At 62.8% G+C, this 23,724-nt stretch carries 30 protein-coding genes; 16 read left to right on the top strand and 14 right to left on the bottom strand.

The features are described 5' to 3' along the window. Positions 1 to 142: 142 nt before the first annotated feature. The 6 genes from H3Z74_RS20735 to H3Z74_RS20710 form a co-directional block, all read right to left on the bottom strand. Positions 143 to 1,048, bottom strand: a complete 906-nt coding sequence (locus tag H3Z74_RS20735) for a ParB/RepB/Spo0J family partition protein (RefSeq protein ID WP_187761406.1) — start codon at positions 1,046 to 1,048, stop codon at positions 143 to 145. Further along, positions 1,045 to 1,845 carry a ParA family protein gene (locus H3Z74_RS20730; protein ID WP_187761405.1) on the bottom strand — a complete coding sequence of 267 codons (801 nt, stop codon included), beginning with the start codon at positions 1,843 to 1,845 and terminating at the stop codon, positions 1,045 to 1,047. Before H3Z74_RS20730 ends, H3Z74_RS20735 begins: the two co-directional genes overlap by 4 nt. After that, positions 1,842 to 2,456 carry a 16S rRNA (guanine(527)-N(7))-methyltransferase RsmG gene (locus H3Z74_RS20725; protein WP_187761404.1) on the bottom strand — a complete coding sequence of 205 codons (615 nt, stop codon included), beginning with the start codon at positions 2,454 to 2,456 and terminating at the stop codon, positions 1,842 to 1,844. Before H3Z74_RS20725 ends, H3Z74_RS20730 begins: the two co-directional genes overlap by 4 nt. Further along, positions 2,453 to 4,294 (bottom strand): tRNA uridine-5-carboxymethylaminomethyl(34) synthesis enzyme MnmG, encoded by a 1,842-nt coding sequence (gene mnmG, locus H3Z74_RS20720; protein ID WP_187761403.1) that lies wholly within the window; start codon positions 4,292 to 4,294, stop codon positions 2,453 to 2,455. Before mnmG ends, H3Z74_RS20725 begins: the two co-directional genes overlap by 4 nt. 77 nt (positions 4,295 to 4,371) lie before the next feature. Further along, positions 4,372 to 5,652, bottom strand: coding sequence for a tRNA uridine-5-carboxymethylaminomethyl(34) synthesis GTPase MnmE (mnmE, locus tag H3Z74_RS20715; RefSeq protein ID WP_187761402.1), 1,281 nt, complete (start codon positions 5,650 to 5,652; stop codon positions 4,372 to 4,374). Positions 5,653 to 5,656: 4 nt separating this feature from the next. Next, on the bottom strand, positions 5,657 to 5,890 hold the full coding sequence (locus H3Z74_RS20710) for a DUF6489 family protein (RefSeq protein ID WP_187761401.1): 234 nt from the start codon (positions 5,888 to 5,890) through the stop codon (positions 5,657 to 5,659). Positions 5,891 to 5,940: 50 nt separating this feature from the next. Between H3Z74_RS20710 and H3Z74_RS20705 the strand changes: the two genes are divergently transcribed. Then, entirely contained in the window at positions 5,941 to 6,423 is a 483-nt protein-coding gene (locus H3Z74_RS20705; protein WP_187764449.1) for a methylated-DNA--[protein]-cysteine S-methyltransferase, read from the top strand. Beyond that, entirely contained in the window at positions 6,420 to 7,118 is a 699-nt protein-coding gene (locus tag H3Z74_RS20700) for a dienelactone hydrolase family protein (protein ID WP_187761400.1), read from the top strand. Before H3Z74_RS20705 ends, H3Z74_RS20700 begins: the two co-directional genes overlap by 4 nt. Before the next feature lie 44 nt (positions 7,119 to 7,162). On the opposite strand, the gene H3Z74_RS20695 is transcribed toward H3Z74_RS20700, so the two are convergent. From H3Z74_RS20695 to hemE, 5 genes are all read right to left on the bottom strand, one after another. Beyond that, positions 7,163 to 7,849, bottom strand: coding sequence for a YjbE family putative metal transport protein (locus H3Z74_RS20695; protein WP_187764448.1), 687 nt, complete (start codon positions 7,847 to 7,849; stop codon positions 7,163 to 7,165). Positions 7,850 to 7,893: 44 nt separating this feature from the next. Next, positions 7,894 to 8,232 carry an antibiotic biosynthesis monooxygenase family protein gene (locus H3Z74_RS20690; protein ID WP_187761399.1) on the bottom strand — a complete coding sequence of 113 codons (339 nt, stop codon included), beginning with the start codon at positions 8,230 to 8,232 and terminating at the stop codon, positions 7,894 to 7,896. 1 nt (position 8,233) lies between these two features. Next, entirely contained in the window at positions 8,234 to 9,490 is a 1,257-nt protein-coding gene (rho, locus tag H3Z74_RS20685; RefSeq protein WP_034157723.1) for a transcription termination factor Rho, read from the bottom strand. A 143-nt stretch (positions 9,491 to 9,633) separates the two neighbouring features. Next, positions 9,634 to 10,101, bottom strand: a complete 468-nt coding sequence (locus H3Z74_RS20680; RefSeq protein ID WP_187761398.1) for a CopD family protein — start codon at positions 10,099 to 10,101, stop codon at positions 9,634 to 9,636. Next, positions 10,101 to 11,057: a uroporphyrinogen decarboxylase gene (hemE, locus tag H3Z74_RS20675; RefSeq protein ID WP_229727105.1), complete on the bottom strand. Its 957-nt coding sequence runs from the start codon at positions 11,055 to 11,057 to the stop codon at positions 10,101 to 10,103. The genes H3Z74_RS20680 and hemE overlap by 1 nt, the downstream gene beginning before the upstream one ends. 381 nt (positions 11,058 to 11,438) lie before the next feature. Here hemE and H3Z74_RS20670 point away from each other — a divergent pair, with 381 nt between their 5' ends. The 11 genes from H3Z74_RS20670 (at position 11,439) to H3Z74_RS20620 (ending at position 18,321) form a co-directional block, all read left to right on the top strand. After that, positions 11,439 to 12,251: a pyruvate, water dikinase regulatory protein gene (locus tag H3Z74_RS20670; RefSeq protein ID WP_449325349.1), complete on the top strand. Its 813-nt coding sequence runs from the start codon at positions 11,439 to 11,441 to the stop codon at positions 12,249 to 12,251. After that, a complete protein-coding gene (locus tag H3Z74_RS20665; RefSeq protein ID WP_187761396.1) occupies positions 12,248 to 12,844 on the top strand; it encodes a Maf family protein in 597 nt (198 codons plus the stop codon). The genes H3Z74_RS20670 and H3Z74_RS20665 overlap by 4 nt, the downstream gene beginning before the upstream one ends. Beyond that, positions 12,841 to 13,653, top strand: coding sequence for a shikimate dehydrogenase family protein (locus H3Z74_RS20660; protein ID WP_187761395.1), 813 nt, complete (start codon positions 12,841 to 12,843; stop codon positions 13,651 to 13,653). The genes H3Z74_RS20665 and H3Z74_RS20660 overlap by 4 nt, the downstream gene beginning before the upstream one ends. Next, a complete protein-coding gene (coaE, locus tag H3Z74_RS20655; RefSeq protein WP_187761394.1) occupies positions 13,650 to 14,243 on the top strand; it encodes a dephospho-CoA kinase in 594 nt (197 codons plus the stop codon). The genes H3Z74_RS20660 and coaE overlap by 4 nt, the downstream gene beginning before the upstream one ends. An 8-nt stretch (positions 14,244 to 14,251) precedes the next feature. Then, positions 14,252 to 14,944 carry a DNA polymerase III subunit epsilon gene (gene dnaQ, locus H3Z74_RS20650; protein WP_187761393.1) on the top strand — a complete coding sequence of 231 codons (693 nt, stop codon included), beginning with the start codon at positions 14,252 to 14,254 and terminating at the stop codon, positions 14,942 to 14,944. Positions 14,945 to 14,995: 51 nt separating this feature from the next. Beyond that, on the top strand, positions 14,996 to 15,580 hold the full coding sequence (gene hpf, locus H3Z74_RS20645) for a ribosome hibernation-promoting factor, HPF/YfiA family (RefSeq protein ID WP_187761392.1): 585 nt from the start codon (positions 14,996 to 14,998) through the stop codon (positions 15,578 to 15,580). A gap of 80 nt (positions 15,581 to 15,660) precedes the next feature. Next, positions 15,661 to 16,128, top strand: coding sequence for a PTS sugar transporter subunit IIA (locus H3Z74_RS20640; RefSeq protein WP_187761391.1), 468 nt, complete (start codon positions 15,661 to 15,663; stop codon positions 16,126 to 16,128). After that, entirely contained in the window at positions 16,118 to 16,582 is a 465-nt protein-coding gene (locus H3Z74_RS20635; RefSeq protein ID WP_187761390.1) for a PaaI family thioesterase, read from the top strand. The genes H3Z74_RS20640 and H3Z74_RS20635 overlap by 11 nt, the downstream gene beginning before the upstream one ends. Next, the gene (locus tag H3Z74_RS20630) at positions 16,579 to 16,920 is read left to right on the top strand and encodes a DUF1491 family protein (RefSeq protein WP_187761389.1); all 342 of its coding nucleotides are present in this window, start codon (positions 16,579 to 16,581) and stop codon (positions 16,918 to 16,920) included. The genes H3Z74_RS20635 and H3Z74_RS20630 overlap by 4 nt, the downstream gene beginning before the upstream one ends. Before the next feature lie 155 nt (positions 16,921 to 17,075). After that, positions 17,076 to 17,729, top strand: coding sequence for a cell wall hydrolase (locus tag H3Z74_RS20625; RefSeq protein ID WP_187761388.1), 654 nt, complete (start codon positions 17,076 to 17,078; stop codon positions 17,727 to 17,729). Positions 17,730 to 17,790: 61 nt separating this feature from the next. After that, positions 17,791 to 18,321 carry an MmcB family DNA repair protein gene (locus H3Z74_RS20620; protein ID WP_187761387.1) on the top strand — a complete coding sequence of 177 codons (531 nt, stop codon included), beginning with the start codon at positions 17,791 to 17,793 and terminating at the stop codon, positions 18,319 to 18,321. Between the two features lie 46 nt (positions 18,322 to 18,367). Here the strand turns inward: H3Z74_RS20620 and H3Z74_RS20615 are convergent, their stop codons facing one another. Further along, the gene (locus tag H3Z74_RS20615; protein WP_187761386.1) at positions 18,368 to 18,973 is read right to left on the bottom strand and encodes an ankyrin repeat domain-containing protein; all 606 of its coding nucleotides are present in this window, start codon (positions 18,971 to 18,973) and stop codon (positions 18,368 to 18,370) included. 86 nt (positions 18,974 to 19,059) lie between these two features. Here H3Z74_RS20615 and H3Z74_RS20610 point away from each other — a divergent pair, with 86 nt between their 5' ends. From H3Z74_RS20610 to H3Z74_RS20600, 3 genes are read left to right on the top strand one after another with little or no spacing between them, the layout of a single operon-like run. Further along, a complete protein-coding gene (locus H3Z74_RS20610) occupies positions 19,060 to 19,653 on the top strand; it encodes an SCO family protein (RefSeq protein ID WP_229726710.1) in 594 nt (197 codons plus the stop codon). A 10-nt stretch (positions 19,654 to 19,663) separates the two neighbouring features. Then, the gene (locus H3Z74_RS20605) at positions 19,664 to 20,098 is read left to right on the top strand and encodes a YcgN family cysteine cluster protein (protein ID WP_187761384.1); all 435 of its coding nucleotides are present in this window, start codon (positions 19,664 to 19,666) and stop codon (positions 20,096 to 20,098) included. Positions 20,099 to 20,108: 10 nt separating this feature from the next. Then, positions 20,109 to 20,783, top strand: a complete 675-nt coding sequence (locus tag H3Z74_RS20600) for a M48 family metallopeptidase (RefSeq protein ID WP_187761383.1) — start codon at positions 20,109 to 20,111, stop codon at positions 20,781 to 20,783. Here H3Z74_RS20600 and H3Z74_RS20595 read toward each other — a convergent pair. Continuing rightward, positions 20,759 to 22,906, bottom strand: coding sequence for a transglycosylase domain-containing protein (locus H3Z74_RS20595; protein WP_187761382.1), 2,148 nt, complete (start codon positions 22,904 to 22,906; stop codon positions 20,759 to 20,761). The two genes, H3Z74_RS20600 and H3Z74_RS20595, sit on opposite strands and share 25 nt — an antisense overlap. Positions 22,907 to 22,974: 68 nt before the next feature. Further along, a complete protein-coding gene (locus H3Z74_RS20590) occupies positions 22,975 to 23,589 on the bottom strand; it encodes a class I SAM-dependent methyltransferase (protein WP_187761381.1) in 615 nt (204 codons plus the stop codon). Between the last annotated feature and the right edge of the window lie 135 nt (positions 23,590 to 23,724).

Raw genomic sequence — 23,724 nt, 5'->3', positions numbered from 1 at the left:
GCCATATGAAAGAGCGGGACAAGAAACGCCTGACCGGCTTTCGTCCGACCGTCACCCGATGCGACATCCGACGGCTTTATTGAATCGCCGGTTGTTGCGGTGCGCCTCTTGAGGCGATCCTCAGATCCGTTCCCCGCGCTCTTTAGATCCGCTCCCCGCTCAGGCGCTGGCAGATCATGTCGAGCTGATCCAGCGTAGCGTAGCTGAGCGTCAGGGTGCCGCCCTTGGGGCTGTGCGCAATGCGCACCGACAGGCCAAGCAGATCGCCCAGCTGATGTTCGAGCGCAGCAAGATCGGCGTCACGTCCACCATCGCCGCCGCGCCGCGCACGTTGTGCATCCGGTTTGGCGGCGCGCGCCAAGCGCTCGGTCTCGCGTACTGAAAGACCCTTGGCAACGACTTGATCGGCAAGGCTTTCAACATCTGTGGCACCGATCAGCGCGCGGGCGTGCCCCATGGTCAGTTCGCCGGTGACGACGCGCTCCTGCACGGGTTGCGGCAAGTCGAGCAGCCGCAGCAGGTTGGCGATATGGCTGCGCGATTTATGGACCAGCTTGCCCAGTTCGTCCTGGGTATGTCCGAAATCGTCGATCAGCCGGTGATAGGCCTCCGCCTCTTCGATCGCATTGAGGTCCTGACGCTGGATATTCTCGACCAGCGCAACTTCCAGCGTCTCTGCGTCGCTGAAATCCCTAACGATTACAGGGACTTCGTGCAATCGAGCGCGTTGCGCGGCACGCCAGCGGCGTTCGCCGGCGACGATCTGATAGCCCTTGCCATGGGGCCGCACCACGATGGGCTGGATCAGGCCGCGCGCCGCGATCGAGGTGGCGAGTTCCTCGAGCGCCGTTTCCTCGAAATGCCGCCGCGGCTGACCCGGGTGCGGACTGAGCGACCCGACCGGCAAGGTGCGCACGCCAGTCGACTTCGCGCTGCCTTCTGCGACCGGCTCTTCGCGCGCAACGTCACCGAGCAAGGCGTTGAGGCCACGGCCAAGCCCGGAACGGGGTTTGATGCGGCTAACGCCGCCGGGGTCCTGATCTGTCATGCGGCTCTACTGGCGGTGTCTGATTCGGGGGCTGGTTTGGGCAGTCGAGCGATCAGCTCACGGGCCAGGGCCATATAGGCCTCCGAACCGGAGCAGCGATAATCATAGATCAGCGCCGGAACGCCGTGGCTCGGAGCCTCCGACAATCGCACATTGCGCGGGATGACGGTTTCAAACACGACGCGGCCGAGCACGGCGCGGACATCGGCGGAAACCTGGTCGGTCAGCCGGTTACGACGATCATACATGGTCAGCGCGACGCCAAGAATGGTCAGGCCAGGATTGAAGCGCTCGCGAATCCGCTCGACCGTGCCGAGCAACTGGCTGAGGCCCTCCAGTGCGAAGAACTCGCATTGGAGCGGCACCAGCAGCGAGTTGGCGGCAACCATCGCGTTGAGCGTCAAGAGCCCGAGCGATGGCGGGCAATCGATCAGCACGACATCCCAGCGGGATTCGCAACGCCCAAGCGCCCGGCTCAACCGATGCGTGCGCTCTTCATAGTCGACCAGCTCGATCTCAGCCCCCGAAAGATCAGCCGTGGCGGCAACAATGTCGAGCTTCGGCACGCAAGTCGGCATCGCCGCCTCGGTAATGGGCATTTCGCCGAGCAGGATATCATAGGTCGATTTATCGCGATCGGCACGATTGATACCGAGTCCGGTCGAGGCGTTCCCTTGCGGATCCAGATCAATGATCAGCACTCGCATCCCGGTCGCAGCCAGCGCGGTGCCGAGGTTGATCGCAGTGGTCGTCTTGCCGACCCCGCCCTTTTGATTGGCAACAGCAATGACATTCATCGACGAGACACCTTGCTGGCGATTACGATGAGCGAATTCGGATCGGTGACGCTGTGTTCCACGTGAAACATACCATGCCATGTCTCCCGCGCCTGCGCCACCTCTTCGCGCGCCCGAAGCCCCTTTGGCAATAGCCAGCGGGTTTCCGGTGTCGCTACATGGGCTGCCGAGGTCAACAAAGCCTCTACAGGGGCCACCGCCCGCGCCGAAATAGTCTTGGCTGTAACTTTCGCCGTCTCGACCCTGGACGCGATGACGGTAACGATCCTGGACAGACCGAGCGCTCCGGCTGCGACGGTCAGGAAATCTGCACGACGGCGACGCGGCTCGACCAAGATCATCGGATGATTACGCAGTGCTGCCACCACCAAGCCAGGAAAGCCTGCGCCGGTACCGATATCAAGCCACGGCCCCTCCTCATCCTCAGCAAAGCGAATCAGCTGAGCCGAGTCGACGACGTGGCGAGCCCAAAGCGAATCGAGCGTGGAGGCAGAAACGAGATTCTGATTTGCCGCTTCCGCGCGCACCAGCGCCACCAGATGGGCCAGTCGCGAATGTCCCTCTTCTCCGAATCGATCCCGAACCCATTGCTGCGCTTCGTCTTCAGTCATGCCGCACGCCGACGGACATGGAGCAGGATGGCCGTCAGAGCGGCAGGCGTAATGCCTCTGATCCGACCCGCCGCCCCCAGGGAATTGGGTGCTGCTGCGACCAGGCGTTCGACCATCTCGTGCGACAGGCCAGGGATGGCGGCAAAGTCCAGGTCGATGGGAAGGGCTACCGCGTCATTTCCGCGCAAGCGGGCTACGTCATTTTCCTGACGAGCAATATAAGGGGCATAGCGTGCGTCCTCGACGGCTTCCGCGATCAAGGCATGATCGTACCGGTCGATCAGATCCGGAGCGATATGGGCAAGATCGATGCCCGCAAGCCTTAGCCAATCGGCCCCGGAGCGCGACGGGCCTTCGATATCCACACCACCGCGCTGCACGATATCCGCTGCCGAAACGCGTTGATCGAGCACCGCGACAATTCCAGCCAGAGCTTCACGACGTAAGGTCAACCGGCTGCGTCGCTCATTTCCAAGCGCTCCGGCAGCCTCGGCCGCTTCTCCGAGCCGGGTTTCCGCATTGTCAGCCCGTAAACGAAGGCGATACTCCGCCCGCGCCGTCAGCATGCGATAGGGCTCGGTAATGCCCTGCAACACGAGATCGTCGATCATGACGCCGAGATAGCTGCTTGCCCGATCGAGCACGACCGGGGCGGTTCCGAGCGCGAGCGCCGCAGCGTTCAGGCCGGCAATCAGCCCCTGCCCCGCCGCCTCTTCATAACCGGTCGTGCCGTTGATCTGGCCCGCACAGAACAGCCCCGGAATGGCACGAACCTCAAGCGTCGGTGCGAGTGCGCGCGGATCAATATGATCATATTCGACCGCATAGCCCGGTACCATGATCTCGGCTTTCTCCAGCCCGGGAATCGAGGCGATCATCGCGGCCTGAACATCGGTCGGCAGCGACGTGGAAATGCCGTTGGGATAGATCGCCGAATCGTCGAGCCCTTCCGGCTCGAGAAAGATCTGATGCCCGTCCCGATCGCCGAAGCGATGGATCTTGTCTTCGATCGACGGGCAATAGCGCGGCCCCGTCCCGGCAATCGCTCCGCCAAACAAGGGAGAGCGATCAAGCGAGGCTCGGATGATATCGTGCGTGCGCTCGGTCGTCCGGGTGATCGCGCAGAAGAGCTGCGGCAAGCGACGGCCCTGTGACACCGGCGACATGGTCCATAATTCAGCGTCGCTGGGTTGCTCGACAAGCATCGACCAGTCGATTGTACGGCCGTCGAGGCGCGGGGGTGTGCCGGTCTTCAATCGCGCCATGGGCAGTTTCGCGTCGCGCAACTGCACCGCGAGACGAGTCGCCGCAGCTTCCCCTACTCGGCCGCCAGCCAGGCGCTCCTCACCCCGAAACATTCGTCCGCCCAGGAAAGTGCCCGTTGCCAGAATCACCGAACGCGCCGGCACGGTGCGGCCATCGGCCAACGCTATGCCGCCCACAGCACCTGAAGGATCGAACGACAGCGCCGCCGCCTCGCCTTCGATAATGGTGAGATCGTCCTGCTCCCGAAGCATTCGCTGAATCGCCGCAGCATAAAGGCGCCGGTCTGCCTGGACGCGTGGTCCCTGTACCGCACTCCCCTTGCTACGATTGAGCATGCGATAATGGATGCCGGCAGCATCGGTCGCACGCGCGATCAAGCCATCGAACGCGTCGACCTCGCGCACGAGATGGCCCTTTCCAAGGCCCCCGATCGCCGGATTGCAGGACATGGCGCCGATCTTTTTCGCATCGAAGCTGATCAGCGCGGTGCGGGCGCCACAACGCGCGGCCGCCGCAGCAGCCTCTGTGCCGGCATGTCCTCCACCAATGACGATGACATCGAACGCGATCATGGCTGTGCGCTAGGTCGCCACAGGCGCGCTGTCAAAATTGTTCGCCATATCGGCTGCAAGCTGTTCCACGTGGAACATCATTTGCCGATACAGAATTGCCCGAACAGGGTGTCGAGCATGGCTTCGGTGTCACTGTGCCCGGTGATCCGGTCGAGCGCCGCCAGCCCCAATCGAAACTGTTCGGCAACGATCAACATATCCGACGCATGCGACGCCTCGGTGAGCAATGTCCCGCACTCCGCAGCAAGCAATCGTTGCCGTCGATTGAGGACGACATCATCGAGGCGCGGCAGCAAGGTGGCGGTCCGGGCGTCGATGAGCTGCCACAGCTCGACGATCCCCATACCGTTCGCCGCCGACACGGCAAGCACTCGGCCCTCCGGCAGCATTTCCCGACCCAGGCGATCCGCCCGGGCATGGATCCACAGGCTGTTCGTTACAGTCGGCACTTCCTCCCCCAGCCACAGAATAATATCGGCAGCGGCCATGGCTGCTTCCGCGCGCTCGATACCGATCGCCTCGATCGGATCCGATGTGCTCCCGGCCAATCCTGCGGTATCGGTCAGCACATAGGCGACTCCTCCATGACTGACCGGCACTTCGATCCGATCCCGCGTCGTGCCGGCAATTGGCGAGACGATCGCCACGTCGCGATCGGCCAGCGCGTTGATCAGCGTCGACTTGCCGCTATTGGGCGGACCCGCCAGCACCACGCGAACGCCATCGCGCAGCCGCTCGATCGGTGGCGCAGCAACAATGGCGGCAATATCGTCGGCCAGCGCGCGCGCGGCGGCCGTGATATCCCCCGCCTCTTCCGGCGCGACATCATCCTCATCGGCAAAATCGAGCTGTGCTTCGGCTCGCGCCGCCAGGCCGAGCAACCGCGCCGACCATGTTTCCACCCGGCGACGCACGCCGCCTTGTGCCGCCGTCATTGCCGCACGACGCTGGGTTTCCGTCTCCGCGCTGAGAAGATCGCCCAACCCTTCCGCCTCGGTCAGGTCGATTCTGCCCGCCATCAGCGCTCGGCGAGTGAACTCGCCCGGTTCGGCCCGACGCAGTCCCGCCATATTTTCGAGCGCGTGTTCGACCGCCGCGACAACCGCGCGTCCGCCATGAAGATGAAGCTCCGCCAGATCTTCTCCCGTCGCGCTTGCAGGACCTGGAAAGATCAGCAGCAATGCATGATCGAGAATATCGCCATCCGCCGTGCGCAGTTTGCGGAGCGTGGCGATACGCGCCGGCGGCAAGGCTCCGGCGAGCGCCGCTGTCGCAGTAAAAGCCTCTGGTCCGCTGACCCGCAGCACCGCGATCGCCGCGGGCGGCGCGCCGCTCGATACCGCGAAGATCGTCTCCATTCGGTCAGTCGCCGGACTTGGTCGGGGACTCAAACATCTTGCGCCAGAAGCTCATGCCGGCATCACCCATCGGCGCCCAGCTCTTCATCACATTTTCAAGCATGTCGGGGGCGACCACACCGTCCATCGAATCCTTGAGCATCGCGATGTATTTTTCATGGACCGGGGTGAAATCAGGCAACCCCATCACGCGGCGCGCCTCTTCAGGGGTGCAGTCCACCTCGACATTGATCTTCATCGCGTCATCTCCGCTTGAGCGATTATCGAGCGCTCGGCATAATCCTGCCCATGTATGCGCGCGACTTTGCCCTGATCGCAACGCCCATCGGCATGGTGCGCGTTTCAGGCACGGTTTCGAGCGTCGAGTCGATTGCGATCGAGCCGGGCGACCGCGATTCCGTCGCCGGAAAAGCAACCGCGGTGATCGCTGCGGCCGCCCAGCTCGGTGAGTGGTTCGCCGGCACGCGCAACAGTTTCGACCTTCCCCTCTCGCCGGCGGCGACGCCACGCGGCAATATGCTGCGCCAGGCGATGATCGGCATCCCGTTCGGCGAAACGATGAGCTATGGTGATCTGTCGCGGTCGATCGGCTCGAGCGCGCGCGCGATCGGCCAAGTCTGCGCGCGTAATCCGTTTCCGATTATCGTACCCTGCCACCGCGTGCTCAATGCCGATGGTGGACTCGGGGCCTATTCAGCAGGCGACGGGCCTGCCACCAAATCATGGTTGCTCGATCATGAGCGCCGCTACGCTGGAAAGACGCTGTTATGACCAAGACGATCAGCATCGACACACTCGACCATGACGGCAACTTCAGCGCCTATGTCGCCGAGCCGGCGGAAACGCCGCGGGCCGCGATCGTCGTCATCCAGGAAATTTTCGGCGTGAATGCCGGTATTCGCCGTAAATGCGACCGCCTGGCCGAAGATGGCTATCTTGCCATCGCGCCGGACCTGTTCTGGAGAATCGCGCCGGGCATTGAGCTGGATCCCGACATCAAGCCGGAATTCGAACGTGGATTGGGGTTGTTCGGTGAATTCGATCAGCAACTCGGCGTCACCGATATCGAAGCGACGATCCGTGCGGCGCGCGCTTTGGTCGATGGCGGAAAGGTCGGCGCGGTCGGCTATTGCCTGGGCGGCCGCCTCGCCTTCATGACCGCCACGCGCACCGATGTAGATGCCAGCATCGGCTATTATGGCGTCGGCATCGACGGCCTGCTCGGTGAGAAGCATGCGATCGCGCATCCGGTGCTGCTGCACATTCCGCAGGAGGATCATTTCGTCGACAAGGCTGCCCAGGCCCGGATGCACGAGGGACTGGACGATCATCCCAAGGTCACGCTGCACGATTATCCCGGCGAGGATCATGGCTTTGCGACCGAAATCGGTGAGCGTCGTTCAGCGGACGCTGCCAATCTCGCGGATCGCCGCAGTGCAGCATTTTTCGCCGAGCATCTCGGTTAGGGAAAAACGGACCAATCGTGATATTATCGCGATTGGTCCGTATGTTAGCCAGTGACGCTACTGATAAAGGGCTGCATGTCGTGCCAGCCCTCGAAGATCATCTTGCCCGCAACATACAGGATGATGACCAGGCCGACCCAGGCGATCCAGCGATAGCGTTCGATATATTTGGCGATCACATTGGCCGCGATGCCCATCAGCGCGACCGAAAGAATCAGGCCGATCACCATGATACCGGGATGCGCGCGTGCCGCACCGGCCACGGCGAGCACATTGTCGAGGCTCATCGACACATCGGCGACCGCGACCGCCCAGGCAGCGGAAATGAAGCTCTTGGCCGGTCTGATCCCGCTATGCTCGTCGCCATCCACCTCGGCAGACCCGCCGGGGGCACCGCGCGGGCGCAGTTCGCGGTACATTTTCCATGCGACCCAGAGCAGCAACAGGCCGCCGCCAAGCACCAGGCCATAATGTTTGAAGCTTTCCAGGCCGTAGAGCACGGCCACGGCAAACACGATGCGCAACAGCAAGGCGGCGAGAATGCCGATCGCGATCACCTTCTTGCGCTGATCGGCCGGCAATCCCGCGGCCAGTGCGCCGACGATGATCGCATTATCCCCGGCCAGCGCGACATCGAGCAGCACGACGGTCGCGAACGCCGTCATCGCCGAGGCCGTGCCGATATTGGCGAAATCGCTGACGATATGATCCCATAGCCAGCTCAGCGACATGGGTTCGACCGTATGGGCAGCGGCGGACAATAAGGCGATGACGCTCAAAGGATCGACTCCGCTAATGGATCTTGGGCTAATGGATCTTGGGCAAACAGATTTTGATCGAAATAAGCGATGACCGGCATCGGCTTATAGAAGCCATGCAGCAGCGCGCGCCACTGCGCATATCGATCCGAGGTACGGAATCCGTCGCGGTGCGCAGCGATATCGGTCCAGCCAACGATCAGCAGGTATAAATCTGCCTGTTCGGACGCGCGGCGGACCTCGATCGAGATGAATCCGGGCGACGCCGCGATCAACGGGCGCGCCGCCAGGATCGCTTCCTCGAACGCCGCGCCCTGCCCCGGTCTGACCTGCAGCAGCGCGTGTTCGAGGATCATCCTACTGATTCATCGAATCGAAGAAATCTTCATTGGTCTTCGAATTCTTCATCTTGTCGAGCAGGAACTCCATCGCGTCGATCGTGCCCATCTGCATGAGGATACGGCGCAGCACCCACATCTTCGACAGCTTGCCCTGGTCGACCAGCAACTCTTCCTTGCGGGTGCCGGACTTGCCGACGTCGAGCGCCGGGAAGATGCGCTTGTCGGCGACCTTGCGGTCGAGCACGATTTCCGAGTTACCCGTGCCCTTGAACTCTTCGAAGATGACTTCATCCATGCGGCTGCCGGTATCGATCAGCGCAGTGGCGATGATCGAGAGCGAGCCGCCCTCCTCGATATTACGCGCAGCGCCGAAGAAGCGCTTCGGGCGCTGCAGAGCGTTTGCATCGACACCGCCGGTCAGCACCTTGCCGGATGACGGCACGACGGTGTTGTAGGCGCGGCCGAGACGCGTGATCGAATCGAGCAGGATCACGACATCCTTTTTATGCTCGACCAGGCGCTTAGCCTTTTCGATCACCATTTCAGCGACCTGGACGTGGCGCTGTGCGGGTTCGTCGAAGGTCGAGGAAATGACTTCGCCCTTCACCGAGCGCTGCATGTCGGTCACTTCCTCAGGCCGCTCGTCGATCAGCAGGACGATCAGAAACACCTCGGGGTGATTGTCGGTGATCGCCTTGGCCATGTTCTGCAGCAAGACGGTCTTCCCGACGCGCGGCGGTGCGACGATCAGCGCGCGCTGACCCTTGCCCTGCGGCGATACGATGTCGATGACCCGCGCCGACTTGTCCTTGATCGTCGGATCCTGCGGATCGAGCGTCAGCTTCTCGTCGGGGTAGAGCGGGGTGAGATTGTCGAAATTGACGCGGTGACGGACCGCATCGGGATCGTCGAAATTGACCGCGGTGAGCTTGACCAGAGCGAAATAGCGTTCGCCGTCCTTGGGTCCGCGAATTTCGCCCTCGACCGTATCGCCGGTACGCAGGCCGAACTTACGGACCTGGTTGGGCGAGATATAGATATCGTCGGGACCGGCGAGATAATTCGCTTCCGGGGAGCGCAGGAAACCGAAACCGTCGGGTAGCACCTCGATCGTGCCGAGACCCATAATCTGTTCGCCGTTCTCGGCCTGGACCTTGAGGATCGCGAACATCAGATCCTGCTTGCGCAGCGTCGATGCCCCCTCGATGCCAAGCTCCTCGGCCATTTCGACCAGTTCGGCGGGTTTTTTGTTTTTCAGGTCTTTGAGATGCATTTGGGGCGTCCGGCGTCACGGGGCTGGTCGGGGAGCGTCAGTCTGCAAAGAATATGCGACGATGCTGGAGGAAGGACCAGCACGGCAGGAGCGCGTACTGGCTATCTGCGAACTAGGTGCGCACCCCGCCCAAGTCAAGCCGTTCAGAACGGGCGAACGATCACCAGCACGACGATCAGCGTCACGAGAATCGCCGGCAGCTCATTGAGCATCCGCAATTGCCTGCCGGCGAGGGTCGGCTTTCCGGCAGCAAGCTTCTTCGCATAGCCTATTGCCCAGCCATGATAGCCGCTGAGCACGATCACCAGAAACAGCTTGGCGTGGAGCCAGCCGAGCCCCGGCGTACCCGAAAAAAGCCCGAGATTGGCGGCGAGGGTCAGACCAAGCAGCCAGACGAGGATCATCGACGGCGTCAGGATCATCTTGCGCAGCTTGTTCTCGCGCTCGACCCACAGTTGCGCCTCAGCCGATCCGGCGCCCGTCTTTTCCAGGGCTTCCTGATGATAAACGAGATAACGCGGCAACATGAACATGCCCGCCATCCAGAAGATCACGAAGATGATGTGCGCTGCCTTGATCCAGGGATAGGCACTGCCGAGCATAGCGATCATCACGACCTCCGAACAAAGGCGAGCAGCCGCTCGACATGGGCAATCGGCGTATCCTGCAGGATGCCGTGGCCGAGATTGAAGATATGCGGCCGATCGGCAAACGCTTCAAGAATGCGCGAGGCTGCTGCATCCTGAGCGGGCCCACCGGCGATCAGCACCAGTGGATCAAGATTGCCCTGCACAGGCAGGTCACGCGGCAACGACGCTGCCGCCCAAAGCGGGTCGACCGTCTCGTCGAGCCCGAGCGCATCGACGCCGGTCTCCCGCGCATAAGCCGGCAGTTTCCCGCCCGCGCCCTTGGGAAAGCCGATCACCGGCGTGCCGGGATGACGATCATGCAGCGCCGCGACAATCCGTGCGGTCGGCGCGATAACCCAGCGTTCGAATTGCGCCGGCGACAGGCTGCCGGACCAACTGTCGAACAGCTGCACGGCATCGACTCCTGCCATGATCTGGCGCGAGAGATACTCGACCGTCATATCGGCGATCGCATCGATGATCGTGCCGAATGCGGCTTCATCGCCGTAGGCGAAGCGGCGCGTCTCGCCTTGATCGCGGCTGCCATGACCGGCGACCATATACGTGGCAACGGTCCAGGGGCTGCCGGCAAAACCCAGAAAGGTCGTTTCCGGTGAAAGCGCCGCGGCCACCTGGGCTACCGTCGCATAGATCGGTTCGAGGCGCTCTGGGGCGGTTTGCAGCCCCGTCAGCGCATGATCGACCAGCGCCGGCTCCAATCGGGGCCCCTCGCCGACTCCGAAGCTCAGATCCTGCCCCAGCGCCCAGGGGATCATGAGAATGTCGGAAAACAGGATCGCACCGTCGAACCCGAAGCGGCGGATCGGCTGCAGCGTTACCTCGGCGGCCGATTCCGGATCGGTCGCCAGTGTCAGAAAGCCGCCTTTCTCAGCCCGCAGCGCGCGATATTCGGGCAGATACCGCCCTGCTTGGCGCATCAGCCAGACCGGCGGGACCGGAAATTTCGCGCCCTTCAGCGTGGCGAGCAGAGGTTTGGAAACCGGGGCATCGGTCAACGCCGAGCATTCCTTCTTCTATATAGATTTAAGAATCTAAGAGGTGATTGAAGTGATTGGCAGGTGGATGCCGGGGCTTATGCGGTCATCCCGATAATGCCAACAGCTTGACGGCACGAGTCTCGCGCTCCTGCGCTGAGTCGGACAATTTGTCCTCCTTATCCACAGGCTGTGGGCGGAATCGTCGCCTGTCGACGAGATTGTGGACAAAGTGCGACTTATCCGCAGACCAACGCCGCCTTTTCGCATCGGCGAAGTTCCGCTACCGATTCGAGTCATGTTGTCCACAGACTTGCCCAGCTGATGCGGTTGCACCTCCATCTCCTCTCCGATTCCACCGGCGAGACGCTGGAGAACATCGCCAAGGCGGCGCTGGCGCAATATGACGATGTCGAGACGATCCGTCATTTCTGGCCGATGGTACGGACCGAGGCGCATCTTGAACGCATCCTGCAGGAAATCGCGCAGAATCCGGGGCTGGTGATCTTCACCCTGGTCAACAGCACCACCAGGCGAACACTCGAGGCGCGATGCCGCGCGCTGGGCCTCCCGGCGGTGGCCCCGCTTGATTCGGTCAATGACGCCCTGTCCGGACTGCTCGGCCAGCAGGCCAAGGCGCGGCCGGGCCGGCAACATGCACTCGACGCCGCCTATTTCGCGCGCGTCGATGCGATCCAGTTCACCATGGCACATGATGACGGCATCGGCTGGGAGAATTGGGAGGAAGCCGATATCGTGCTTGCCGGCGTCTCGCGGTCTTCCAAGACGCCGACCTCAATCTATCTCGCCAATCGCGGATTCAAGACTGCCAATATCCCGATCGTGGTGGAATCGCCGCCGCCGGACGCGCTTTACTCGCTGAAGCATCCACTGGTGGTTGGCCTGACCACCAGTGCCGACCGGTTGATTCAGGTGCGGCGCAATCGCCTGTTGTCGCTCAACCAGGTGCCCGAGACCGATTATGTAAACCAGGAAGCGGTGACTCGCGAGGTAGCTTTTGCGCGGCGCATGTTCGCTGACAATGGGTGGCCGGTGATCGACGTTACGCGACGTTCGATCGAGGAGACGGCTGCGGCAATCATAGCATTGGTGAGCGAACGGGACGATGCGGCATGAGACTGGTTCTTGCTTCGCAGAGTGCTTCGCGTCGGGCGATGCTGACCGCCGCCGGCGTGCCGTTCGAGGCGCTCGCGGCCGGCGTTGATGAGGAGAGCGCCAAGGCGGCTTTCGCTGGCGAAGGCCTGGCCGCGCGTGACATGGCCGACGCGCTCGCCGAGCTGAAGGCGCTGAAAGTATCGCAGCGTGATGGCGAAGCCCTGGTGCTGGGCAGCGATTCGATCGTCGCGCTTGAGGACGGCACGATGCTCGACAAACCAATTGATCGTGCTCAAGCGGCCGAGCATCTCCGCCGCCTGTCGGGCAAACGGCACGAACTGGTCAGCGCCGCAGTGATGGCCGAACAGGGCCGGGCAATCTGGCGTATCGTCGACCGCGCGAAAATGCATGTCCGGCCTTTGTCCGATGCGTTCATCGACACCTATCTCGATGCCGAATGGCCGGCGATTTCGGGCTGTGTCGGCTGTTACCGGATCGAGGGGCCAGGTGCGCAATTGTTCAGCCGGATCGAGGGCAGCCAGTTCACCGTTCTCGGTATGCCATTGCTACCGGTACTCGATTATCTGCGCGTCAGGGGAGTGTTGCCGGCATGAGCAGGCCTTATGCCGAGGTGATCGGCGATCCGATCATCCAGTCCAAATCACCGTTGATTCACGGCTTCTGGATCAAGGCGCTCGGCATCGATGCCGAGTATCGCGCCTACCGGGTCGCGCCCGGGGATCTGCCGGACTATTTTGCCGCACGCCGCGCCGATCCGCTCTGGCGGGGGTGCAACATCACCCTGCCGCACAAACAGGCAGCGCTTGAGCTGATCGAAGATCGCGGCGGGGTGCGCGGCACGATCGGTGCAATCAATCTTGCACTGCGGGTCGAGGATGGCGCGGTGATCGGGACCAATACCGATGCCGGCGGATTCTATGCACCGATTGCCGATCTCGATCTGGCCGGAAAGCCGGTGATCGTGATCGGTGCTGGCGGGGCGGCACGGGCCGTCCTGTTTGCCTTGTCCCGGGTCGGGGTCGGGCCGGTGACGATCCTCAATCGCAATGTGCTGAAGGCTGCAGCTTTGTTGTCCTCCTTTGGGTTGAAGGGCCAGGCGCTGTCGCTGAGTGCCGCGCTGCCGTCCGCGATGCTACTGGTCAACACCAGCGCGCTGGGCATGATCGGGCAACCGCCGCTCGAGATCGACCTGGCGCCGTTACCCGATAACGCTCTGGTCTATGATATCGTCTATGCGCCGCTCGAAACGCCGTTACTTGCCGCGGCGCGAGATCGTGACCTCGATACCGTCGATGGACTCGACATGCTGATCGGCCAGGCCGCGCTTGCGTTCGAGCTGCTGTTCGGCGCTGAGCCCCCGCGTGACCGCGATGACGAGCTGCGAGATCTGCTGACATCATGATCGTGATCGGGCTGACCGGGTCGATCGGCATGGGCAAATCGACCGTGGCGGCGATGTTCGCGGATCGCGGCATACCGGTGTTCGATGCCGACGCCGCGGTCCATCAACTGCAGGGCGAGGGCGGGCGGCTGGTCGCGGCGATCGAGGCGATGTTTCCCGGCAGCACCGGTGTGGAGGGTGTCGATCGGGCCCGGCTTGGCGAAGCCGTGCTGGGCGATCCGGCGGCGCTCAAGCGACTCGAAGCGCTGGTTCATCCCGCAGTCGGGGAAGATCGCGCCGCTTTTCTGGCTGAAAACAAGGCCGCTCCGCTGGTCGTGTTCGATATCCCGCTGCTGTTCGAAACCGGCGGCGAAGCCAGAGTCGACAAGGTGGTGGTGGTCAGCGCACCGGTCGATGTGCAGCGCTCCCGGGTCCTCGCTCGGCCCGGCATGCACGCCGACCGACTCGATGCGATTCTCGCGCGCCAGCTGCCGGATGCGGAGAAGCGGGCGCGCGCCGATTTTATCATTCCGACGGGCGGTTCTCTCGGCGAGACACGTGCGGCGGTTGATGCTGTGATCGCTTGCTTGATCGGCTCCGAAGGCAGATAATCACACTCATGCGCGAAATCGTCTTCGACACCGAAACCACCGGCTTCAGCTTCGACAATGGCGACCGGATGGTCGAGATCGGCTGCGTCGAGATCGTCAACCGGGTCGAGACCGGCCGCACCTTCCACGCCTACTTCAACCCCGAGCGCCAGATGCCGCCCGAGGCGCAGCGGATTCACGGGCTGGGCGATACCTTCCTTGCCGACAAGCCGCTCTTCTCGCACCAGGCCGAAGCGCTGATCGAGTTTCTTGGCGACTGTCCGCTCATCGCGCACAATGCCGGGTTCGACTTCGGCTTCCTCAACGGCGAGCTGGCACGGGCCGGACGGGCCCCGATCGATATGGGACGGATGATCGATACCGTTGCGATGGCGCGTACGCGGCATCCCGGCGCGAAGCACAGCCTGGATGCGCTATGCAGCCGCTATGGCATCGACCGCAGCCACCGTGTGCTGCACGGGGCGCTGCTCGATGCGCAATTGCTGTCGCAAGTCTATGTCGAACTGACCGGCGGTCGTCAGATCGGGCTGACCCTGGTGACCGAGACAGTCGAGGAACAGACCAGCTTCGCACCCGTCGCGGCGCCGGCCGTGGTACGTCCGCCGCGCATTTTCGAACCCAGCGAAGCGGAACTTGCGCGCCACGCGGCGTTTATTGAGAAGATCGCCAATCCCCTTTGGCGGCTTGAGGCGTCAGGTTGACGCGATGACGGGGCCTACCCAGATCGGTGGTCCCCAATAAGGAGAATGCTCATGGAAATCCGGGTATCGGGCCATCAGGTCGACACCGGCAAGGCACTGAAAAGCCATGTCGAAGATCGACTCCAGGGCATTGCCACGAAGTATTTCGCACGCGCGATTTCGGCGCATGTCACCTTCGGCAAGGGTCCGCACGATAATGGCTTCACCTGCGACATCGTCGCGCATGTGATGCATGGTCTGGTGCTCAAGGGAACGAACAACGGCAAGGACGCCCATGTCTCGTTCGATGGCGCGGCCGACAAGATCGAAAAGCAGCTGCGCCGCTATATGCGCCGCCTGAAGGATCGTCATTCCGCCGGTGCGGCGAATGGCGCGGTGGAAAACGGTGCCTATGACAATGCCGGCTATACCGTGTTCCGCGAAACCGAGGATGAAGAGGCGGCGGACTTTCCGCTGATCGTCGCGGAAACGCGCGTGGATGTTCCCGACGCAAGCGTTTCCGATGCGGTGATGATGCTCGACCTGCGCAACACCACTGCCTTGCTGTTCAAGAACAGCGGATCGGGCGCCTATAATATGGTCTATCGCCGCGGCGACGGGACGATCGGCTGGGTCGAGCCGCACCGCTCGGCCTGAGCGGCTTTCACGAACCCGCGTTCGGCGCTATGGGCGCCCGAACGCGGGGGCGATTACGCAAGAGCGTTTCAGGGACGATGATGACCGATTTCAGCGATCTGCTGCTGCCCGAGGCCGTGGTTCAAGGGCTGGTCGCGGGGACCAAAAAGGCGTTGCTGCAGCAAGTTGCGGCTATGCTTGCCGATATCCACGGGCTTGATGCCAAGATCATCGCCGATGCGTTGACGGCGCGCGAGAAGCTCGGGTCGACCGGTTTTGGCGGCGGCGTGGCCATTCCGCACGGCAAGCTTGCGGGCCTGCCGCAGGTGATCGGTCTGTTTGCCCGGCTGGCACAGCCGGTCGAATTCCAGGCGATCGATGATTTGCCGGTCGATCTGGTTTTCGTGCTGCTCTCGCCGCCTGATGCGGGTGCGGCGCATCTGAAGGCTTTGGCACGCGTGTCGCGGCGGCTGCGCGATCGCGGCTTTCTCGCCAAGCTGCGCGGCGCGGGGTCGCCCGACGCGCTGTATGCCTTGTTTACGCAAGACGAAGCACGCGATGCCGCCTGAGCCCGCGAGCGGGGCCGAAGCGCATTTTCGCGCGCTCGAAGCGCTTTATGCTGCGGCCCCGATCAACCAGCTGTTCGACTCGACGCTGGAGATTCCCGCAAGCGGCTTTGCTCGAATCCATTTCCTGATCGACGAACGTTATTATCATGCCGCGGGCGCTGCCCATGGGACGAGCTATTTCAAGATGCTCGACGATGCGGCTTTCTACGCCGTGAACAGCCTGGTCACCGACCGTTTCCTGCTCACCACTGCGTTCAACTTGTTGTTCACGCGTCCGCTCAAAGCCGGACCGGTAACTGCGGAAGGCCGCTGGGTCAGTGGTCAGCGGCGTGTATTCGTTGCCGAAGCACGGCTGATCGATGCCGATGGCGAGGAAGCGGCGCGGGGAACCGGCACCTTCATGCGGTCCCGGGTCGCGTTGGCCAGCCTGCCCGGATATCGCGCCGTTACATGAGCGGGCGGTTGCCCAGCGGGATCCTGGTCAGCGCGTTGCTGCGGCGGGTGAACGATGCGGGTGGAATGGGCATGATGCTCGCCCGGGGCGATGCTCAGGCCGGCGCGATACTGATCATCGCGTTGGAAAATGGGCAAAATCCGCGTGCGCTGGAACGCGGTATCGGGCCGGATGGCGCTGTCGCGTTGATCGAATCGTCTCGTCAAATAGTTGATAATCCATCGGAAATTACGGCGTATTGGCAGCGCCGGCGATCACGCGATCCGGATTTGTGGGTGGTCGAACTGGACATCCCGTTCGCGGAACGGTTCGCCGCTGAAACGATCCTCGGCGATTGACATTGTGCGCTGCACAAAGATAGCAGGCTGCACTGTCAAATGCGTTGTGTCGATGCGGGTGCGATCCGTTCGATTACGCAGTCGGGGGGCAGCCCGGGCGATCGCTCCTTCTGAGCCGGCCGTTCCGCGCACCAACCGCATAGTTCGAAGATTGAATGTCGTTTTTTCAACGCGCCGCAACACTCGCGGCGATGTCGCTCGGAATCGCCGGACTTATCGGCGTCAGCACACCGGGCTTCGCCTTCGAACTGGATCGCGCGATTAACGCATCGACGCTGATTCCGGTTCCACTGCCCACGCAGATTCCGGCTGTTGTGCCCCAGTCTGCGCCTCAGCCTTCCACGCCTGCCATCGATACCGAAGAGCCTGCGCCGGTCGTCACCACTGACGATGTGGAATATGCGAGCCTCGACGCCGCCGTTGCCGACCAGGACGCGCCCGCATCGGTAGATGGCGATCTGCGTTGCATGGCCAGCGCCATCTATTTCGAATCCAAGAGCGAGCCGCTCACCGGCCAGCTCGCGGTTGCTGAGGTCATCCTCAACCGGACCAAATCCGGCCGCTTTCCGAAATCGGTCTGCTCGGTCGTGACCCAGCGCGGCCAGTTCTCGTTCGTGCGCGGCGGCCATATCCCGACCATCGCCAACAACAAGCAGTTCCGCACCGCGGTTGCCGTGGCACAGGTCGCAATGGCCGATCATTGGGATAGCCCCGCCGCCAACGCGCTGTATTTCCATGCGCGTCGCGTCGCGCCGGGCTGGCGGATGAGCAAGGTCGCATCGATCGGAAACCATGTTTTCTATCGCTGATCCGGTATAACCAAAAGCCTTTGGGCTTTATTCCGTTCGCTTAATGTTCTAGATCGGGAGGATGCTTCAGCGTCCTCCCGTTTCTGCGTTGACCGATACCGCTTCGGCCGATTCGTGCGTCGAGGATCCCGGATCCGCGCTGTGCGCAGCCGATGTCGCACGTGGCACGACTCGGATGCTGTTGCGGCATGATCTTGTCGCGATGGCCGAGGTATCGCTCGATGGTGGCAGGCGGGCCGATCTGATGGCGATCGATTCGCGTGGCCAGATCATCATCGTCGAGATCAAGGTGTCGCGCCCCGACCTGCTCGGCGATGGTAAATGGACCGACTATCTCGGCTGCTGCGACCGGTTCTATTGGGCGTTGCCGGCCGGCTTCGATGCCGCGCCGCTCGATGGGGCGGCGTTTCTGCCCGAACGCACCGGTATCATCATCGCCGACCGCTATGATGCGGTGATCGTCCGCGAAGCTCATAGCGATCCGCTTTCTGCCGCGACGCGCAAGCGCTGCACGCTGGCATTTGCCCGTCGTGCGGGCCGTCGCCTGATCGGAATGCTCGATCCCGAGGCCGAAGTCGGAACCCCCTATTGAGGTCGACGTCGGGAGGGCGTTTCAAATCCGCCCGACTTTTTCCGAATCAGAGTTTGGGGCCGGAAACTGCCCGACGTGGTTTTTTCGGTGTCTCATCGATCAGCTTGGCCATGATCGACGACCGTTTGTCGTCATGCGCATAGTCACGCGCCGACATGCCGGCGAGCAAGTCAGGCTGATCGGGGTCCGCACCGGCGGCGAGCAATGTACGGGCCAGGCCCACGTCGCGACGTTGAACCGCGAGAATCAACGGGGTCTCACCACGCGAATTGCCGAGATTCACATTGGCCTTGGCCGTGATCAGGATATCGACCAATGCGGCCTGGCCACCATTCACGGCAAGCGCCAACGGGGTATTTCCGTCTCCATCGCGTAAATTCGGATCAGCCTGTTGCTGCAGCAAGAAGCGTAGATAGGTCGCATCGCCGCGCTTGACGACGATGTGCAGCGCGCCTTCCCGAGTCCCGATATCCCGCGTGTTGATGATGCGGCTGCCGGGCTGATTCAGCATCTTCAGCACGTCGTCGCCCTTGCTGTCGCGTACCGCCTGCAGGAACTTGTAGCTTTCGGACTGCTGCTGCGCCTGTGCGACGCCAGAGGACATCATGAGCGCGGCAGCAGCCACCGCGATCTGCTTCAAACGAACGGTCATCGTGTCGTGCCGACCCTTGTTATGCTGTGGTGACGTATCAACGCAACTTGCGCGCTCCGCCTTAACAGATCATGGCTGGCCACGCTATGAAACTGATCGCCCGCGCTATTGCCGCACTCCTGGTCGCGGCCATGCCTGTCGCTTGCTCCGCACCTTCCGCGCCGGCGCGGCCGCCGCTCGAAGGGGCGACGATCGGCGGGCCTTTCACGCTGACCGATCAGGATGGGCATCTGGTCAGCGACACGGCGTTCAAGGGCAAATATCGCATCGTCTATTTCGGCTACACTTTCTGTCCCGACGTCTGCCCGGTGGATGTGCAGAATCTCGGCGCCGGCTTGCGCGCGCTGGAAAAGAGCGATCCCGCGCTGGGCGCCAAGGTGGTGCCGATCTTCATTTCGGTCGATCCCGAACGTGATACGCCGCCGGTCCTCAAGCAGTTCGTCAGCGCCTTTCACCCGCGCATGATCGGCCTGACCGGGACCCCTGACGCGATCGCCAAGGTCGCAAAGGCATTTGCGATCTATTACAAGAAGGGCGATCCGGCACCGGGCGGCGGCTATCTGATGGATCATGCGCGGGTCGCCTATCTGATGGATCCGGACGGCAAGCCGCTCGCCTTGCTGCCCCAGGACGGTAAACCGGAGGCGATCGCCGCCGAACTCAAGCGCTGGGTGCGATGAGCTGGGTCATATGAGCGGCGCCTTCTGGGAAGATACGCCGCTCGAGCAGCTTGACCGGGGGCAATGGGAAGCGTTGTGCGATGGATGCGGCAAATGCTGTATCCACAAGCTCGAGGATGAGGAAACCGGCGAGCTGATCCCGACCAATGTCGCTTGCCGCCTGCTCGACCGGTCGAGCGGGCAATGCTCCAATTATCGCCATCGTCATGCATACGTCAGCGAATGCGTGCGGCTGACGCGTGACAATGTTCATGACATCGACTGGTTGCCGGAAACCTGTGCTTATCGCCTGCGTGCCGCCGGCGAGCCGCTGCCACGCTGGCACTATCTGGTTTGTGGCGATCGCGATGCGGTGCACCGCGCGGGCGAGTCGGTTCGTGGATGGACCATTTCAGAGGTCGATGCCGGCGAGCTGGAGCATCATATCGTCGACCGGCGCCTGTGACGGAGGGGGTGTGACGGCACCGGTCGAAGTCGTCCGTAACGCCCGCGCCCGCCGCGCCAAGCTGTCGGTCGATCCGGCAAGCGGGCGCGTCCGCCTGACGCTGCCGCCGCGCGCGCCCTTGAAAGAAGCGCTGCGCTGGGCCGAAGAACAGCGCGGCTGGGTCGAGGCGCAGCGCGCGAAACTGCCGCGGGCGCGCCCTTTCGTGCCCGGCGCCGAGATACCGGTCGATGATGCGACGCTGACCATCGACTGGCATGCCGACACCTCCCGCCGGGTGATGCGCGATGGAGCGCTGTTGCGTTGCGGCGGCTCGCTCGATGGCTTGTCGCGGCGGATCGAACTCTGGCTGAAGCGGGAAGCGCTGCGCATCCTGAGTGCGGAAACCGCCGAATTTGCCGCGCGGGCCGGGGTCGGCGTGACCCGGGTGGCGATCGGCGATCCGCGGGCGCGCTGGGGCAGTTGCGCTTCGACCGGGGTCATTCGCTACAGCTGGCGGCTGATCCTCGCGCCTGCGTTTGTGCGCCGATCGACCGTGGCGCATGAGGTCGCGCACCGGGTGCATATGCACCATGGGCCGGAATTCCACGCGCTGGCCGATGCGTTGACCGAAGGCGATCCGGCCGCATCGCGTGCCTGGCTGCGCGCCAACGGCGCAGCGCTTCACTGGTTCGGACGGGTTTCCTGAGGCCGCGCACGCGGCACTTCCGGTGGAGGCACTGCGGAAGGCGCTTTGTTCGGGGCAGAGTTCGGTCTTGGCGGGGGCGACTGATTGCGGTCGAGCACGCGGTCGATCCAGTCCTGATCGAGCCGTTCGGGCTTTGCTTCGGAGCCCTGAGCCGGGGGCAGAGGCTGGCCATCGGCATCGACCTGCGCGTCGCTACCCGGATTTGCCGTGGTGCCCGGCTCGACCGGGTTGCCGTCCGCATCGACGAACAGGCTGTTATCGGCCTCGCCGAAATAGGATTCCTCGTCGGGTTCCAGCTGCCATTCGGGCAGAGTGACCTGGGTATCGAACTGCTCGACCGGCCGATTGGCAACGGCAACCTTCATGAAGGCGGCAAAGGCGCGTGCTGGCGCGGTGCCACCCTGCAGGCCGGGCACGACCTTGGCGTCGTCGCGGCCCATCCACACACCGGTGGTGAGCCCGCTGGAGAATCCGACGAACCAGCCATCCTTGTTCGACGTTGTCGTGCCGGTCTTGCCGGCGACGGGACGGCCGATCTGGGCGGCCTTGCCGGTACCGGTATTGACCGCGGTCTGTAGCAGATCGGTCATCTGTGCTGCGACATAGGGCGCGACCAGCACCTGACTGCGATCGACTTCCTGCGCGTAGATCGTCACGCCCTGCGCGGTCACCTTGGTGATACCGTATGGCGTGACCGCGACACCCTTGTTGGCGACACTGGCAAAGGCACGGGTCATGTCGAGCAGGCGAACGTCTGACGTGCCCAGCACCATGGCCGGATGGGTATCGACCGGCGTCGTGATGCCGAAGCGGCGCGCCATGTCGGCGATCGTGGCGAAGCCGACCTCCAGCCCCAGCTTGGCGGCGATGGTGTTGACCGAATAGGCAAAGGCGGTGCGCAGGGTCATTTCGCCGCGGTTGGCGCCGGATGAGTTGCGCGGGGTCCAGCCCTTGATCGTGACGGGCTCGTCGACCAGCGTGTCTTCCGGCTTGTGACCGGCTTCGAGCGCGGCGAGATAGACGAACAGCTTGAACGCCGATCCCGGCTGCCGCACCGCCTGGGTCGCGCGATTATAGTTGGACGAGACATAATCGGTACCGCCGACCATCGACCGTACCGCGCCGTCGCGGTCGATCGTGACGAGCGCACCCTGCGCGTTCTTCGGTGCATTGGCGCGGATCGCGGCATCGGCGGCGCGCTGCATGTTCAGGTCCAGCGTCGTCCACACTTCCAGCGGGCGTTGCGTCTCGTCGATCAGCACTTCGAGCTGCGGCAATGCCCAGTCAGTGAAATAGCGGACACTGTTCTGCTTCGGCTCGGGCGCGAGCGAGACCGAGGAGGGATTGGCACCGGCCGCCTGGGCGGCGCTGATCTTGCCGGTTTCCTGCATCAGCTTGATCACCACGCCGGCACGGCCGATCGCGGCTTCCGCATCCGCGGTCGGTGAGTAGCGTGACGGGGCCTTGACCAGGCCGGCGATGACTGCCGCCTCGTTGAGGTTCAGCGTGTCGGCGCCATGACCGAAGAAGCGACGCGACGCGGCATCGATGCCGTATGCGCCGCCGCCGAAATAGACCTTGTTGAGATAAAGTTCGAGGATCTGGTCCTTGGAGAATTTTCGCTCGATCGCCAGGGCGAGGATCGCCTCGCGGATCTTGCGGCCGAAATCATATTTGTTCGACAGGAAGATGGTGCGCGCGACCTGCTGGGTGATGGTCGATGCGCCCTGCAGCCTTTTATCGGTACCGCGATTGTTGAAGGCGAGCTTGACCGCACGCAGCACGCCGATCGGATCGACGCCGGGGTGCGACCGGAAGCGGCGATCCTCGACGGAGACCATCGCATCGCGCATCACTCCCGGAATCTTGTCGTAGGGCAGCCATTCGCCATAGCTCGGCCCGAGCGACACAATGACCGTACCGTCCGCGGCATGGACGCGAATCATCTGCCCGTTGGGCGACGATTTGAGCTCCTCGTAACTGGGCAGCTGGGAACGCGCGACATAGACAGCGATGACCAGCGCTATCAGCGCGAGAAAGCCGAGCACGCCCAACACCTGCAGCGTACGGATAAACCGACGACGCCAGGGCGAGGACAATTTGGTCTTGGATCTGGTGGCCATGAAGCTGCCCGAGATTACGCGTTAATCATGCGGCTCACAAGCCGCCACAGGCTGCCCGATCCGTCAGGTTAGTCTTTCCACGCCCAGTAGAGCTGGGCGGGCGGCAGGTTCCACCACTCCATCGTATGTTCGACCCGCGGGATGTAGGGCACGATGAAATCATAGCATTTGGGCGAATATTGATAGACCAGAAAAGCGCCGCCCGGGCGAAGCACATCGGCGGTCGCGGCGCCGATCGCGTCGCCGACACCGGCCGGCAGAGTCGAGAAAGGCAGGCCCGACAGGACGTAATCGGCCTGTTCGAAACCATGATCGGTGATGATCTGGCGCACATCGGCAGCTGAGCCATTCACCACGGTGAACCGCGGATCGGTGATTTCATGGCGCAGATAGCGTACGAAATCGGGATTGGTGTCGATCGCGATATATTTTGCATCGGGACCGAGCTTTTCGAGCACCGACGGGCAGAACGTGCCGACGCCGGGGCCATATTCGACGAACAATTTCGTGTTCTGCCAATCGACCTTGGACAGGACCTTGCGCACCAGCTTGGCCGAGGAGGGGAAGATTGCCCCCACCATGACCGGATGCTTGAGAAAGCCTTTCAGGAACATCCCCATGGGCGAAGGGACGCCTGCGGCGCGAAGGCGCCGACGGCGTTGAGCGGCGGTGGATGCTGGCATCATGGTCCTGTCGTAAAGGAAAAACGGTGTGTTGGGATCACCCGTCGCAAACTTGTAACGAACATTCAAGCGATCGGGTTGCGTGTCGTGCCCAACCGGGGTTGCACGACCCCCCGATTCGCTTAAGCGAGGCAC

Origin of the sequence: Sphingomonas alpina, assembly GCF_014490665.1 — a bacterium.
Classification (GTDB): Bacteria; Pseudomonadota; Alphaproteobacteria; order Sphingomonadales; family Sphingomonadaceae; genus Sphingomonas; species Sphingomonas alpina.
This window is presented reverse-complemented; position numbering and strand designations above follow the sequence as displayed.